The organism is Nocardioides sp., from assembly GCF_044226305.1.
GTDB lineage: Bacteria > Actinomycetota > Actinomycetes > Propionibacteriales > Nocardioidaceae > Nocardioides.
This window is the reverse complement of record NZ_JBGAHF010000005.1, coordinates 186,362-200,987: the sequence shown is the minus strand read 5'-3', so window position 1 is coordinate 200,987 and position 14,626 is coordinate 186,362. Positions and strand designations below refer to the sequence as shown.

The window sequence follows — 14,626 nt, the reverse complement described above, 5'->3', positions numbered from 1 at the left end:
GGTCTGGAGGAGCGAAGCGGAGGAAGCCCGCGCTTTCGTGGGGTGTTCATGTCCGCACCGCCGGGATCGTGAGGGTGGCCTCGACCGGGGGCAGGTCGGTCCGCGTGTGGTCGGCGGCGTCGGCACCGTCGTCGGAGTAGCCGAGGTAGGCCTGCTGCACCAGCGGGTTCGCACGGATCTCGGCCGGCGGGCCGGAGGCGATCACCGCGCCGAAGTCGAGCACGTGGAGGTCGTCGCACACGCTCATCACCAGGTCCATGTCGTGCTCGACCATGAGGATCCCCCGCCCCTCCGCGGCCAGCTCGGTCAGCAGCCGGCCGAACGCCTCCGTCTCGGACTCGTCGAGGCCCGAGGACGGCTCGTCGAGCAGCAGCAGGGTCGGGTCGCCGGCCAGGCAGCGGGCCAGCTCGAGCAGCCGCGCGGTCCCGGTGGGGATCGAGTCGGCGCGCTCGTCGGCGTACGCCGCGATGCCGACCCGCTCGAGCAGCCCGTCGACGTCGGCGGTCGCCGGCCGCACCAGCCCACGCAGGCCGCGGTGGATGTCGCGGGCCACGCGGACGTTGTCGCGCACGCTCAGCGAGCCGAACGCCTCGAGCCGCTGGAAGGTGCGGCCCATCCCGCGCCGGGCCCGCCGGTTCACGGGCAGCCGGGTGACCGACCGGCCCTGGAACCGCACCGCCCCGCGGGTCGGCTTCTGCAGCCCGCTGATCACGTTGAAGCAGGTCGTCTTGCCGGCCCCGTTGGGACCGATCAGCCCGGTGATCCGGCCCGCCTCGGCCACGAACCCGGCGTGGTCGACCGCGGTCACACCACCGAACTGGACGACGACGTCATCGACCTCGAGCAGCGGCATGCGCCCCCACCTCCTCCTGCTGGACCTCCTGCTGGGTCTCCGGCCGGACCTCCTGCGAGACCTCCGGGACGGCGGGCAGCACCCCCACCTCGAGCCGGCTCAGCGGCACGGCGTTCTCCTCACCCGGGTCGGTCCGGTCGCCGGGCAGCGGCAGCACCGGTACGACGGCCCGCACCCGGTCCCCGAAGCGACGCTCGAGCAGCCGGCCGAGCCGGAACAGCTGGTTGGCCAGCCCGTTCGGGTCGCGGCCGAGGGCGACGGCGCCGAAGCCGAGCACGACGAAGACCAGCCCGGCGAGCTCGGGCCGGCTGCTCTGCAGCACCGGCAGCAGCATCAGCCCCAGGCCGCCGAGCGCGGCGCCGGTCACCGACGTGACGCCGCAGACGACCGCGAGCAGCAGCAGCGGCAGGCTGTTGAAGAGCTGGAAGTCGGCCGCGCCGATCGTCCCTCGCAGCCCGGCGAACAGGCCGCCGGCGAGCCCGGCCATCCCGGCCGAGAGCGCGAACAGCGCGACCCGGAACCAGCGCATGTCGAGGCCGAGGGTGCCGCACGCGGCCGGGCTGTCGCGCATGGCGACGAGGATCCGGCCGAGCACGCCGCGGCGCAGGACCAGCAGCACCAGCGCCATGGCGACGAAGAAGACGGTCATCACCACGACGTAGCCGCCGGTGGAGTCGAAGGAGCGGCCGAGCACGGAGAGGCGCTGCGCCTGCAGGGTGCCGTTGTAGCCGAACGCGAAGTCGGCCTGGAACACCATCTTGTCCATCAGCACGCCGAACGCGAGCGTCGACAGCGCCAGGTAGAGGCCGGTCAGCCGCAGCACCGGCAGCGCGACCAGCGCCCCCACCCCGGCGGCGACGAGCGCCGAGAGCAGCAGCCCGTAGAGGTTCGGCTCGTCGAGCTTGGCGTACGCCAGCGCACCCACCCCGGCGAAGGTGAACTGCGCGAGCGAGACGTGGCCGCCGTACCCGGTGAGCAGGACGAGGGAGAGCATCACCATCGCGTACGTCGCCGCGGTGCCGACCAGCAGCAGGTTGGCGTCGGACATGGTGATGCTGAGCACCGCGACGAGGGCGACCAGCGCGACGCCGCAGCCGACCGACCGGGGCAGCGAGGGCAGCGGCGCGGACACGATGCCCTTGACCTGGCCGATCCGCAGCTGCGCCTGGGGCATCGCCACGATGACGACGAAGAGGAACAGGGCGGGCACGACCGCGCGCAGGCCCGCGAGGTTGCCCTCGCTCGGCAGGTAGGCCACCGCGAAGGACTGGAGCACGCCCAGGCCCATGGCACCCACGAAGGTCAGCGGCAGGCTCTTGAGCCCGCCGAGCATCGCGGCGGCGTACGCGTTGATGACCAGCAGGGTGAGGTCGAAGTAGGACAGCCCGATCACCGGGGTGAGCAGGATGCCGGCGAGCGCGGCCAGCGAGATCCCGATCGCCCACGAGAGCGAGGCGACCCGGTCCGGCTTGCCGCCGAAGAGCTGGAGCAGCACCGGGTTGTCGACCGAGGCGCGCATCGCCGTGCCGATCCGGGTGCGGTTGAGTAGCAGGTAGAGCGCCGCGGCGACGACCGCCGAGAGCACGATCGTGATGATCTGGTGCGCGGTGACGTAGGTGCTGCCGATCTGGACGCCGGAGTCCGGCAGGAACGGCGGCAGCGTGCGCGGCGCCGGCGGCCACACGTACTGCGCGACGCCGATCAGGCCGACGAACAGGCCGACGGTCACGACCAGCGACACGCTCACCGGACCCTCGCCCAGCCCGCGCGTGACGAACCGCTGCACGAACCACCCGATGCCAGGTGCCACCACCCCGAGCACGAGCACCAGCGCGAGCCAGGTGGGCATGCCCTGCCGCTGGCTGAAGTCCCAGAAGGTGAAGGCGAGCACCATGCCGAACGCACCGTGGGCGATGTTGAACACCCGGGTCGTCGTGTAGGTCAGCACCAGCCCGCTGGCCGCGATCGCGTACGCCGCGCCCGTGAAGAGGCCGAGGATGGTGAAGGACAGGATCGTGGACATGGCGCTCCGCTAGTTGCCGTTGAGGAGGGGTCCGCACTGGAAGCCGGCCCCGGAGACCTGGCGCCACGTGCCGTCGTTCAGCTGGAGGACCGACCCGCAGTTCGCGGTCGTCTTCGCACCGACCTGCTGCGGGACGTGGAGGCCGTTGCCGGTCCAGTTCCTGACCTTGCTCATCGCGTCGACCAGGGACGCGCGGGTCAGCCGGCCGCCCAGCGCGACCGCCTGCTCGACGAAGAGTCGCGCCGCCGACCAGGCGTAGAGGCCGTAGTAGTTCGGGACGGCGCCGGGCTTCACCTGCTGGAGCCAGGCGCGGTAGAGCTGCATCTCCTTGACGCTGGTGTCGTCGAAGAGCCGGGTGGTGGACCAGGCGTAGACACCGTTGCCGTTGTCACCGGCCTGCTCCACGAAGTTCTGGTCGTAGATGGTCGCGTCCTGCACGAACGCGTCCGGCTCGAAGCCCTGCTGGTGCATGGCGTCGAGCAGCTTGACGGTGTCCTGGTAGGGGCCGGTGTAGGTGACCAGCCGGATGCCCTTGTCCTTCATCTGCTGGACGTAGGGCGCGTAGTTGAACTCCGAGACGTCGATGCCCTGGTAGTAGTCGACGTTCCAGCCGGCCCGGTCGTAGGCGTTGCGGAACTTCTCCGCGTTCACCGCGGCGGCGCCGGCGTTGATGAAGAGCACGGCGGCGTGCTGGGTGGCGTCCTTGAACTTCGAGAGGAAGAAGCGCGGCATCGAGCCGTTCACGAGGCCGGGGTCGACGGCCTGGGCGGCGAAGCAGGTCGAGCAGTCGCGACGCTCCGGCGTGGTCGTCGTGGAGCGGATGTCGGGCAGGCCACAGGACTCGGCGGCCTGGGCGCCGCCGGAGTCGAAGGCGCCCATCGAGCCGACCGCGGCGAACGCGTCGTCGCAGGCCTTGGTGTAGGCCTGCTGGTCGGCGCCCGCGTCGGCGCGGCTGTCGAGGAGCTCGACCTCGAGCTTGCGGCCGCAGATGGTGTTGGTGGAGTTGAAGTACGCCGCGTAGGCCCGGGTCGCCTGCTGCGCGGACTCGAAGATGCCGGGCACCGGGCCGGAGACGTCGGCGACGTTGGCGAGCGTGATCGTCTTGTCGGTGATGCCGGTCTGGTTCTCGAACCCGGTGCAGCTGCCCGCCTTCGCCCCACCGGTGGCCGAGTTGGCCCCGGTGCCCTGGGTGGCGCCGCCGGCCGCGGTCGTGCCGCCACCGGCCGCCGTGGAACCGCCGCCGGTCGACGTCGACCCGGCGCCGCCGCCCCCGGCTCCCGCGACCGAGCCGTCGGGCGCCGTACCCCCGCCCGTCCCGCCCGCGCCGGTACCCGCGACGCCCCCGCCCGCGGCGTCGCCGCCGGCGCGGGCGACCTCGTCGGGGTCGAGCTGCGAGCCGCACGCGGCCAGGGCGGCGCACAGCGCCACCGTGACGAGGAGCGTGGCGGACCTACGCATCGGATCCCTCCCGGGCCGCTGGCCTCGAGACCGGCCAGACTCGGAGGGACAACGAGCCCGCCCGGCCGGGGTGACGCGGGCCACACGGCGGTCTGGACACCCGGGTGGCGGTCACGAGGTCCCGCTGCAGGTGTACTTCGTCCCGCCGACCGGCACCCACCGGCCGTGCTGGAGCTGGATGAACCGCCAGCACTCGCCGGTGTGCCGCGGACCGACGTGCTGCGGGGAGTGCAGGCCGTTCGCGGTCCAGTCGTCCACCTTCGCGAGGTCGGCCAGCAGCGTCTGCCGCGACAGCTTCCCGCCCAGGGCCGCGGCGCGCTCGACGAACAGCCGGGCCGCCGACCAGGAGAACAGCCCGAAGAAGCTGGGCTCGGCGCCGGGCTTCACCTGCTGGAGCCAGCTCGTGTAGAGCTGCAGCTCCTTGTTGCTCCCGGCCTCCTCGAACGGCGTGAAGTTGATGAAGACGGTGGTGCCCTCGACCGCATCGCCGCCGCTCTGCACGAAGTCGCGGTTGTACGCCGTCGGGTCGAGCATGAAGACCTCGGGGTGGAAGCCCTGCTGCTGCATGGCCTGCGCCAGCCGGACGAACTGGGCGGTGGCGCCGATCATCTGGACGTACTCGACGCCCTTGTCCTTCATCTGCTGCACGTAGGGCGAGTAGTTGAACTCGGAGATGTCGATGCCCTGGACGTAGTCGAAGTGCATCCCCCGCCGCTGCATCGCGGCGACCTGGGCCTTGCCGTTCTCGGCGGCGGCGCCGGCGTTGATGTAGAGCATCGCGGCGTGGGCGGCGGCGTCCGGGTGGTTCTTCTTCACGAAGTCCGGGACGGCGTTCTGGAACTCGTCCGCCTGGGTCGACTGGGCGCCGTAGCAGGTGGTGCACGCCTGCCGGTCGGCGGTGACCGAGGCCGACCGGAGGTCGGGCAGCCCGCAGCCCTGGGCGGTGCCGGCACCGCCGGAGTCGAACGCCGACATCGACCCGACCATCGCGAAGGTGTCGTCGCACGCGCTGGTGTAGGCCTGCTGGTCGGCGGCCGCGTCGGTGCGGCTGTCGTAGGTCTTGAGCTCGAGCTTGCGGCCGCAGATGTCGCTGGTGGAGTTGAAGTAGGCGACGTAGGCGCGGACGGCGTCCTGGCTGGCCTCGAACAGCCCGGGCACCGGCCCGGAGACGTCGGAGGCGTTGCCGATCACGATCGTCTTGTCGGTGATGCCGGTCTGGTTCTTGAAGCCGCTGCAGCTGCCGGCCTTGGTGGCGCCGGTCGCGGCGTTCGCGCCGGTGCCCTCGGTGCCCGACCCGCTGCTCCCGCCGGCAGCCGTGCTGGTCCCGGCGCTGCCGCCGCCGGTCGTGGTCGTCGAGCCGGCGCCATCGGCGCCGCTGCCGGGCACCGACCCGTCCGGCCCGGTCGCCGACGTACCACCGGCCGCGGCGTCGCCGCCGGCCACCGCCGCGCCGCCGTTGACCTGCGCGACGGTGTCGGGGTCGAGCTGGGAGCCGCAGGCCGCCAGGGACAGCGCGAGCAGGGCGCCCGCAGACGCCAGGACTGCGCGGGGGAACGGCACCACAGGGCCCTCCACGGGGAGCTAGAACACGTATCAGTTCTGCTCAACGACCCGGTCCGGCGGAGGTGACGCAGGACACGCGCATGAGCAGACCAGCGGGTGGGTACGACACGCGCCGCTGTCCGCCCGGGTCGGCGTCGTTTCCGTTCAATTGCTGGGAGAAGCCCGTGTGGGAGCGTGCCCACCGGGGCCGGACCGCGCAATTGAACGGAACCGGCCGCAACCCCGGCGCACCGCGACGACGAGCAGCGGCCGGCGGAGCATCAGTCCGGGTAGTGCAGGGGCACCCAGTTGCCGGTGTCGAAGCTGCCGTCGGACTGCAGCGTCACCCACTGGATGCCCGCGGGCCGGCCGTCGCGGTAGGTCACCAGGCTGACGTCGGCCGCCCGGCGTGGCTTGCTGCCGAGCGCGATCGCGTACGCCGCCCCGCCGGTCGTCCCGGTCGTGTAGGTGTAGCCCACCGCGCCGTCCGCCCCCTCGACCCGCTCGGGTCCGGCCCGGACGTGCGTGTGGCCGCCGAGCACCAGGTCGGCGCAGCCGCGGTCGAGCGCGGCGGCACCCAGGTTCGCGTCGTGGACGAGGATCGTGGTGACCCGCTCGTCGGACGCGCAGGCGGCGTCGGCGATCCGGTCTGCGACGTCCGCGAAGCTCAGCCCGGTCTCGTCGCGCCAGTTCCCGAGGCCGCTGGACCGCGGGTCGTCGACGCCGAGCAGCGTCGTGCCCGCCGGGCCGTCGACGACCTCGCCGTCGAGCATCGTCCAGCCGCGCGCGGCGAGGTAGTCGCGCACGACGTCGCCGTGGTCGTGGTTGCCGCTGACGCCCCAGCGGTCCAGGTCGCCGAAGGCCGCGTCCAGCGAGTCGAGCGAGAACGTCTCCCAGCTCTTGCCGGTCGAGGTGTCGTCACCGCCGTCGAAGACGGCCTTCGCCCCCGCAGTGTCCGCGACCGCCTGGGCGACCGGGTCCATGCCGATGTTGTCGTGCCGGTCCGAGACGAACGCGACCACGGTCTCCCCGTCGCGGGGGTCGCGCAGCGGCAGGTCCGCGGCCGCGTCCGCCGCGGCGGCGTAGAAGGTCTTGCTGGTGTCGTAGGTGCTGACCGCGCTCTCGATCAGCCGGTGCGTGGACTCGGTCGTGACGTCGCCGCGGACCTCGATACCGTCGAGCCCGGCCGGGAGCGGCACCTCCGGACCGAGGAACGTGGCGAGCGGCTCCCACTGCTCCCCGGCCTGCACGGGGTCGTCGGGATCGGTCCACGGCTGCCAGAGCGCCACCGCGAGCAGGCTGAGGACGGCCACGCCGGCCACCGCCTCGCGGACGCCGACCCGGGCGGCGAGCTCCCGCCGACGGGCCGCGCCCAGCAGCAGCCAGACGCCGACCGGCACCAGCGCGACGACGGCGCCGCGGAGCACGGCGTCGAGGGCCATCGCCTGCACCGCGTCGGTGACCTTCTCGACCTGGCCCTCGGGCTGGCTGGCGAGCAGCGCGTAGCGCTGGACCAGGTCGTCGATCGAGGTGGCGTCGGTCTTGCCGAGCCGGATGTCGACGCCGACGACGCTCCCGCTGTCGACGCGGACGTCGGGGAGCACGGGTCCGGTGTGCAGGACCGCCCGCCCGCTGAGGTCGGGGCTGACCACGGCGTCGTGCCCGGCGACCACGACGTCGCTGCTGCTGGTCAGGAAGAACAGCAGGGAGGCCAGCAGGGCGCACCCGAACCAGGCCCCGGTGAGCACCAGGACCCGCGACGTACGCCGAGAGATCAGTGCCGCGACTCCGCGATGGCGTAGAGCGCCACCGACGCGGCGACCCCGGCGTTGAGGGACTCGAGCGAGGACACCATCGGGATGGACACCAGCTGGTCGCAGGTCTCCCGCACCAGCCGCGACAGCCCGTTGCCCTCGGAGCCGACCACGACGACGAGCGGGCCGTCCCCGAGCTCGAGGTCGGGGAGGCTGACGTCGCCGTCGGCGGCCAGGCCGATGACCATGCAGCCCGCGTCCTGGTAGGCCTTGAGCTGGCGGACCAGGTTGACGGCCTGCGCGACCGGCAGCCGCGCGGCCGCGCCCGCGCTGGTCTTCCAGGCCGAGGCGGTCATGCCGGCCGAGCGCCGCTCGGGGACGAGCACGCCGTGCGCGCCGAACCCGGCCGCGCTGCGCACGACCGCTCCGAGGTTGCGCGGGTCGGTCACGGAGTCGAGGGCGACGACGAGCGGGGGCTCGCCGGCGTCGGCGGCCGCGGTGAGGAGGTCGTCCGGGTGGGCGTACTCGTAGGGCGGGACCCGGGCGGCGAGGCCCTGGTGCACGGCCCCTCCGGTCATCCGGTCGAGCTCGCCCTTGGTGACCTGCTGGATGTTGAGGCCGCGGTCCGCGGCGGCGGCGAACGCCTCGCGGAGCCGGTTGTCGCGCTCGACCCCGTCGGCGACATAGAGGCCGGTGACCGGGACGCCGGCGCGCAGCGCCTCGACGACCGAGTTGCGCCCCGCGACCCACTCGGCCTCGTTGCCGGTCCTGCGCTTGGTACGGCGGGCGGCAGCCTGCTTCTCCGCGCGCTTCGCGTCCTTGTGGGCCTGGTGGTAGGGCCGGTCCTTCGCCTTCGGCGTCGGGCCCTTCCCCTCCAGGCCGCGGCGCACCCGGCCGCCCGACCCGGCGGTCGGGTTGCCCTTGCTGCTCTTGCGGATCGCGCCCTTGCGCTGGCTGTTGCCTGGCATGACTAGGAAAGGCTCCCTGCGTCTAGTGACCACTTCGGGCCGTCGGGGGTGTCCTCGACCTCGATGCCGGCCGCCTTGCTCGAGGAGGGCGGTGACGAGGACGTCGACCGCCTCGGTGAGCCGGTGGTCCTGGCCGCCGACCGTCGTCCACGCCGGGTCGGCGGGGTCGAGGCCGAGCACGTCGAGCATCGCGCGGACCTGGGCGGCCTGCGGCGTCGGGTCGTCGGCGCGGTTGCCGTCGCGGACGGTGTCGAAGAGCACCGCGAGCGCGGCGGGCGTGCCGAGGTCGTCGTCCATCGCCGCCGCGAAGGCGTCAGGCAGCTCGCCGGCCGCGGCCTCGCCGGCCCGCTCCAGGAACGCCTCGACCCGGCGGAAGCCGGCCGCCGCCTCGTCGAGCGCCTCGAAGCTGAACTCGACGTGGCTGCGGTAGTGCGCGGCGAGGAGGTAGTAGCGCAGCTCGATGCCGCGGTAGCGCTCCAGCACGGCCGGGATCGTCAGCGAGTTGCCGAGCGACTTGCTCATCTTCTCGCCGGCGGTGGTGATCCAGGCGTTGTGCATCCAGTACGACGCGAACGGCCGGCCGGCCGCGCGGGACTGGGCCTGCTCGTTCTCGTGGTGGGGGAAGCGCAGGTCGACGCCGCCGCCGTGGATGTCGAAGGCCGGGCCGAGGTACTTGCCGGCCATCGCCGAGCACTCGATGTGCCAGCCCGGACGGCCAGGGCCCCACGGGCTCGGCCAGGCGGCGGTCTCGGGCTCCGACTCCTTCTTCCAGCCCTTCCACAGCGCGAAGTCGCGCGGGTCGTGCTTGCCGCGCGGGTCGGCGTCCTCGGCGGCGGCCATGTCCTCGATGCGCTGGCGGGTCAGCTCGCCGTACTGCGGCCAGGACCGCACGTCGAAGTAGACGTCGCCCGAGCCGTCCTCCGCGGCGTACGCGTGCCCCTTGGCGACCAGCTCCTGGATCAGCACGATCATCTCGGGCACGTGCCCGGTGGCGGCCGGCTCGTAGGTCGGCGGCGCGACGTTGAGCGCGTCGTAGGCCCAGGTGAGCTGGCGCTGCATCCGGTAGGCGAGCTCGTACCAGGCGATGCCCTGCTCGGCGGACTTCATCAGGATCTTGTCGTCGATGTCGGTGACGTTGCGGATGAACGTCACGTCGTAGCCGCGGTGGCGCAGCCAGCGCTGGAGCACGTCGAAGTTGACCGCGGAGCGGACGTGCCCCACATGCGGCTCGGACTGCACCGTCAGACCGCAGACGTAGAGACCCGCCTTCCCCTCCTCGAGGGGGACGAAGTCACGGACTTCGCGGGTCGCAGTGTCGTACAGCCTGAAGGTCACCCGCTGATTCTAGAGTTCGGGAGTGCCACGCCTGACATCCGCGATCCTCGCCTCCCTGCTGCTGGTGCCGCTCGTCACGGTCGAGGCGTCCGCGACGGGGTCCGCCGCCGTCGCCGCGCGTCGCATCGACCACCTCGCGTGGGACGCGCCGGCCGAGCTGCGCGCCGGGACCTCGCAGGGGCTCCGGGTCACCGGTGGCCGGCTCACCCTCGACGACGCCGACACCGGCAGGTGGACCTCTCCGTGGGCGGCCCCCGGGTTCGCGCTCACCCAGCTGATCGCGTCGTGGTCGGCGCGGACGCCCGGCCACAGCTCGGTCCGGGTCGAGGTGCGCGGCCGGCACGGCTCGACCACCTCGAGCTGGGACACGCTCGCCGTCTGGGCGGCCGGCGACCGCTACCTCCACCGCACCACGTCCTCGGGCCAGGCCGACGACCTCGGCTCGGTGAACGTCGACACCTGGCAGGTGCCGGGCGGCGTGACGTCGTACCAGCTGCGGGTGACCCTGGTGCGGGCCGCCGGCCAGGCGGCCTCGCCCTCGGTGGACGCGGTGGGCGCCGTCGCCTCGCGGCTGCCCGACGTCGACGACGTCGCGACCTCGCGGCCGGGGGTCGCACGCGGCGTCGTGCTCGACGTGCCGCGGTACTCCCAGATGATCCACTCCGGCGAGCTCCCGCAGTACGGCGGCGGCGGTGAGGCGTGGTGCTCGCCGACCTCGACCTCCATGGTGCTGGGCTACTACGACGCGCTGCCGCGGCCGGCGGCGTACGCCTGGGTCGGCACCGGGCACACCGACCCGTGGGTCGACCACGCCGCCCGGATGACCTACGACTACGAGTACGACGGCACGGGCAACTGGCCGTTCAACACCGCGTACGCCGCCGCGCTGGCCGGGCACGCCTTCGTGACCCGGCTGCGGTCGCTGCGCGAGGCCGAGCCGTACGTGAAGGCCGGGATCCCGCTCGTGGCCTCGATCGCGTTCGGGCCCGGCGAGCTGACCGGCGCCCCGATCTCGTCCAGCAACGGGCACCTCGTCGTGATCGCCGGGTTCACCCGCTCCGGTGACGTCGTCGTCAACGACCCCGCCGCGCCGAACGACCGCACCGTCCGGCGTACCTACGACCGGGGCCAGTTCGAGGACGCCTGGGTCCCCGCCTCCGGCGGCACTGTCTACGTGATCCACGACGACGCCCACCCGCTGCCGTAGCCGGTGGTCGCGCGCCGGAGAGTTTCATCGGCCGGCCGATGAAACTCACGCCTGGACGATGAAACTTCGTCGTCCAGGCGTGTGTTTCATGGCCGGACCCCTTGCCCTACACCCCGTAGCCCCCGTCGACGTCCAGCTTCTGGCCGGTGACGAACCCGGCCCGGTCGGAGGCGAGGAAGCAGACCGCCTCGGCGACGTCGTGGGCGGTGCCGAACCGCCGCATCGGGATGTTGCGCCGGGTCACCGCCAGCGCCTCCTCGGACAGCTCGCCGGAGTCGATCAGCCGCGCCGCCATCCCGTCGACGAGCATCCCGGGTCCCACGGCGTTCACGCGTACGCCGTACCGCCCCTCCTCGGCGGCGAGCGCCCGGACCATCGCGTCGACCGCCGCCTTGGGCACCGACGACAGGCCGTCCCGCACGGGGAACCGGCTGGTGGCGGCGGTGCTGACCGCGACCACCGACCCGCCCGCGGCGCGCAGGTGCGGCAGCGCGGGCTGCACGACGGCGAAGAACCCGGCCGCGTCCGCCGCCAGCTGCGCGGCCATCGCGGCGGGGGCCACCGTCGAGAGGTGCACCATCGGAACGTCCGGGCCGGCGGCGTGCACCAGCGTGTGGATCCCGCCGTGCGCGGCCGCCGCCTCGACGACGCGGGCCGCGTCCTCGGCGGCGGTGGGCGCGGCCAGGTCGAGGGCGTACGACGCCGCGTGGCCGCCCCGCTCGCGGACGACCTCCACCGCACCGTCGGCGGCGTCCGGGCGGGAGCGGTAGGTCACCACGACGTCGGACCCGCGCTCGGCGAGGAGCCGCGTGACGGCCAGCCCGATGCCGCCGCTGCCGCCGACCACCAGGGCCACACCCGTGCGCTCGGTGAAGTCACCCATCGCCGTCTCCCTCAGCTGTCCGCCGGGCACCTCTCCGCCGGGCACCTCACCCGGTGGCCGTGAACCGGACCGAGTGCCAGCCTGTCGCGCCGTCGGGCACCACGTCCTGGGACTCGCCGGTCTGCACCAGCCCGTCCTCGTCGGTGGCCCGCACCCGCACCGTGTGGTCGCCCGGCTCGACGTCGATGGTCGCCGCCCACTGCACCCAGGTGTCGGCGCTCGGCACCCGGGCCAGCTCGGCGGGCTGCCAGTCGCCCTCGTCCACCGACACCTCGACGCCGGCGATGCCGGTGTGCTGCGCCCAGGCGACCCCGGCGACCCGCCCGCCGGACGCCGCGACGTCGCCGCCGTCGCGGGGGACGTCGATGCGCGAGGACATCTTGACCGGGCCGAGCTCGGACCAGCCGCGCTCGGTCCAGTACGCCGAGATCTCGCTGAACCGCGTCACCTCGAGGTCCACCACCCACTTGCACGCCGAGACGTAGCCGTAGAGCCCCGGCACGATCGTCCGCACCGGGAAGCCGTGCTCGATCGGCAAGGGCTCCCCGTTCATCGCGATCGCCAGCATCGCGTCCCGGTCGTCGGTCAGGACGGCGAGCGGCGTGCCGCACGTCCAGCCGTCGGCGGAGGTCTGCAGGACCGCGTCGGCGCCGCCCTGCACGCCGGCCCGCCGCAGCAGCTCCGCGATCCGGACCCCGCCCCACCACGCGTTGCCGATCAGGTCGCCGCCGACCTCGTTCGAGACGCAGCAGATCGTCACCCACGCCTCGGTGTCCTGCTGGTCGACGAGGTCCTGGTAGCTCAGCTCGACCTCGCGGTCGACCAGGCCGTGGATCCGCAGCCGCCAGCCGTCGGGCTCGACGGCAGGGACCACGATCGCCGTGTCGATCCGGTAGAACTCGTCGTTCGGCGTCTCCCACGGCGGCATCCCCGGTACGCCGACCGAGGAGCCGGCCGGCGGCTCGGGCTTCGTGATGCCCGGGAGCCGCAGCAGCCGGCGGGCCTGCTCGACCTGGCGCCGGCTGGCGCCGACCGCCCGGCCGGCCGCCCCCACCGCCACGGCGACCACGGCGACCGCGCCGACGCGCAGCAGGAAGCCCCGGCGGGTGCTGCCGGGGGCCGGCTCCGAGGCGGCCACCGGTGCCGGGCTGCGGAGCGGACCGGTCATGAGCGCCAGGGCGCCGATCCAGGTCAGCAGCCCGACCGCGAGGGCGACGTACTCGACGGGCGACTCGCCGCGCTGGGTGGCGACGGCGACGACGCCGACGAGCGCGAGCACGCCGTACACGACCAGGGGACCGGCCCAGCCGCGGCGTGCGAGCACTCCGGCCCAGGCGAAGAGCGCGGTCAGGATGACGAGGACGCCGATGACGAGGGCGGTCTTGTCGTGGTGCCGGAAGAGCTGGATCGCCTGCTCGGCGGCCGGCCCGGGGGTCTCGCGGATCACCAGGTCCGCGACGGCGACGACCGCGGAGCCGTGCGCCGTCGCCAGGCTCGCGACGCAGTAGCTCGTCGCCAGCCCGGCGTAGCCGGCGACGACGCCGGCCAGCGCCCAGGGGCCGCGGGAGGTGGTCACCCGACCGATTGTGGCCGTCAGACCCCGGGGCCGGAGCGCTCGGGCATGATCATTCCGTGACATCTGCGCCCCGGATCGGCATCGGCACCGACGTCCACCGGCTCGTCGAGGGGGTCCCGATGCACCTCGCGGGGCTGTCCTGGCCCGACGAGCCGGCCGGGCTCGAGGGACACTCGGACGCCGACGTGGCCGCCCACGCCGCCTGCGACGCGCTGCTGTCGGCGGCCGGCCTCGGCGACCTCGGCTCTAACTTCGGCACCTCCGACCCGGCCTGGGCCGGCGCCTCCGGCGCGGCGCTGCTCGCCGAGACCGCAGCCCGCGTGCGGGCGGCCGGCTACGAGATCGGCAACGTCGCCGTACAAGTCGTCGGCAACCGTCCGCGGCTCGGTGCCCGGCGGGCCGAGGCCGAGGCCGCGCTCGGCGCCGCCGTCGGCGCCCCGGTGTCGGTCTCCGCCACCACGACCGACGGGCTGGGGCTCACCGGCCGCGGCGAGGGCGTGGCCGCGATCGCCACCGCGCTGCTGCTCGCCCCCTGAGGGGTCAGGTCCTGCCTGGGCCGGGCTGAGCTGGTCGGTTCCGTTCAATTGCTCGGTCCGGCCCGGTTTCCCGCGAGTAGACCGGTACCGGACCGAGCAATTGAACGGGAAAGATCAGACCGCGGCGTGCTTGCGGTGGCCGACCAGGACCACCCCCTCGTCCACGCGCACGTCGTACGCGGGGATCGAGACGTGCTCGTCGTCGAGGCACCTGCCGCTGCGCAGGTCGAACGCGTGCTTGTGCGCCGGCGAGGCCACGAACGGCACGCCGTCGCGGACCCCGACGATCCCCCGGGCGATCACCGAGGCCTTGGCGAACGGGTCGTGGTTGCCGAGCGCGTAGACCTGGTCGTCCTGGGTCCGGAAGATCGCGATCGCCTGCCCGTGCACGAGCGCCGTCGCGCCCCGCTCGACCTCGAGCTCGGCCACCCGGCAGACAGGCTGCCACTCCATGCGTGCCCCTTCCTGGTACGCCGAACGTAGGGGTGCAC

11 protein-coding genes and 1 pseudogene are annotated in these 14,626 nt (G+C 73.5%); 2 read left to right on the top strand and 10 right to left on the bottom strand.

The genetic code is table 11. The features are described from left to right. Positions 1 to 46: 46 nt before the first annotated feature. The 7 genes and pseudogenes from ACILQ5_RS07625 to cysS all read right to left on the bottom strand — a co-directional run bounded on the left by ACILQ5_RS07625 (position 47) and on the right by cysS (position 9,933). Positions 47 to 853 (bottom strand): ABC transporter ATP-binding protein, encoded by an 807-nt coding sequence (locus tag ACILQ5_RS07625; RefSeq protein ID WP_395657378.1) that lies wholly within the window; start codon positions 851 to 853, stop codon positions 47 to 49. Then, on the bottom strand, positions 831 to 2,876 hold the full coding sequence (locus ACILQ5_RS07620) for an ABC transporter permease (protein ID WP_395657377.1): 2,046 nt from the start codon (positions 2,874 to 2,876) through the stop codon (positions 831 to 833). The genes ACILQ5_RS07625 and ACILQ5_RS07620 overlap by 23 nt, the downstream gene beginning before the upstream one ends. Before the next feature lie 9 nt (positions 2,877 to 2,885). Further along, on the bottom strand, positions 2,886 to 4,334 hold the full coding sequence (locus ACILQ5_RS07615; protein WP_395657376.1) for an ABC transporter substrate-binding protein: 1,449 nt from the start codon (positions 4,332 to 4,334) through the stop codon (positions 2,886 to 2,888). A 111-nt stretch (positions 4,335 to 4,445) separates the two neighbouring features. Continuing rightward, complete coding sequence (locus ACILQ5_RS07610) at positions 4,446 to 5,894, bottom strand: ABC transporter substrate-binding protein (protein ID WP_395657375.1); 1,449 nt, start codon at positions 5,892 to 5,894, stop codon at positions 4,446 to 4,448. A gap of 263 nt (positions 5,895 to 6,157) precedes the next feature. After that, complete coding sequence (locus ACILQ5_RS07605) at positions 6,158 to 7,624, bottom strand: metallophosphoesterase (RefSeq protein ID WP_395657374.1); 1,467 nt, start codon at positions 7,622 to 7,624, stop codon at positions 6,158 to 6,160. 26 nt (positions 7,625 to 7,650) lie between these two features. Beyond that, on the bottom strand, positions 7,651 to 8,598 hold the full coding sequence (rlmB, locus tag ACILQ5_RS07600; RefSeq protein ID WP_395657373.1) for a 23S rRNA (guanosine(2251)-2'-O)-methyltransferase RlmB: 948 nt from the start codon (positions 8,596 to 8,598) through the stop codon (positions 7,651 to 7,653). A gap of 2 nt (positions 8,599 to 8,600) precedes the next feature. After that, positions 8,601 to 9,933, bottom strand: a pseudogene (gene cysS / locus ACILQ5_RS07595) (cysteine--tRNA ligase). 22 nt (positions 9,934 to 9,955) lie between these two features. Here cysS and ACILQ5_RS07590 point away from each other — a divergent pair. Continuing rightward, positions 9,956 to 11,140: a C39 family peptidase gene (locus tag ACILQ5_RS07590; RefSeq protein WP_395657372.1), complete on the top strand. Its 1,185-nt coding sequence runs from the start codon at positions 9,956 to 9,958 to the stop codon at positions 11,138 to 11,140. 106 nt (positions 11,141 to 11,246) lie between these two features. On the opposite strand, the gene ACILQ5_RS07585 is transcribed toward ACILQ5_RS07590, so the two are convergent. Continuing rightward, complete coding sequence (locus tag ACILQ5_RS07585) at positions 11,247 to 12,023, bottom strand: SDR family NAD(P)-dependent oxidoreductase (RefSeq protein ID WP_395657371.1); 777 nt, start codon at positions 12,021 to 12,023, stop codon at positions 11,247 to 11,249. A 46-nt stretch (positions 12,024 to 12,069) separates the two neighbouring features. After that, positions 12,070 to 13,599 carry a molybdopterin-dependent oxidoreductase gene (locus ACILQ5_RS07580; RefSeq protein WP_395657370.1) on the bottom strand — a complete coding sequence of 510 codons (1,530 nt, stop codon included), beginning with the start codon at positions 13,597 to 13,599 and terminating at the stop codon, positions 12,070 to 12,072. Positions 13,600 to 13,655: 56 nt separating this feature from the next. Between ACILQ5_RS07580 and ispF the strand changes: the two genes are divergently transcribed. Then, positions 13,656 to 14,135, top strand: a complete 480-nt coding sequence (gene ispF, locus ACILQ5_RS07575; protein WP_395657369.1) for a 2-C-methyl-D-erythritol 2,4-cyclodiphosphate synthase — start codon at positions 13,656 to 13,658, stop codon at positions 14,133 to 14,135. Positions 14,136 to 14,249: 114 nt separating this feature from the next. Here ispF and nirD read toward each other — a convergent pair whose 3' ends face one another. Beyond that, on the bottom strand, positions 14,250 to 14,588 hold the full coding sequence (gene nirD, locus ACILQ5_RS07570; protein ID WP_395657368.1) for a nitrite reductase small subunit NirD: 339 nt from the start codon (positions 14,586 to 14,588) through the stop codon (positions 14,250 to 14,252). Positions 14,589 to 14,626: the final 38 nt, after the last annotated feature.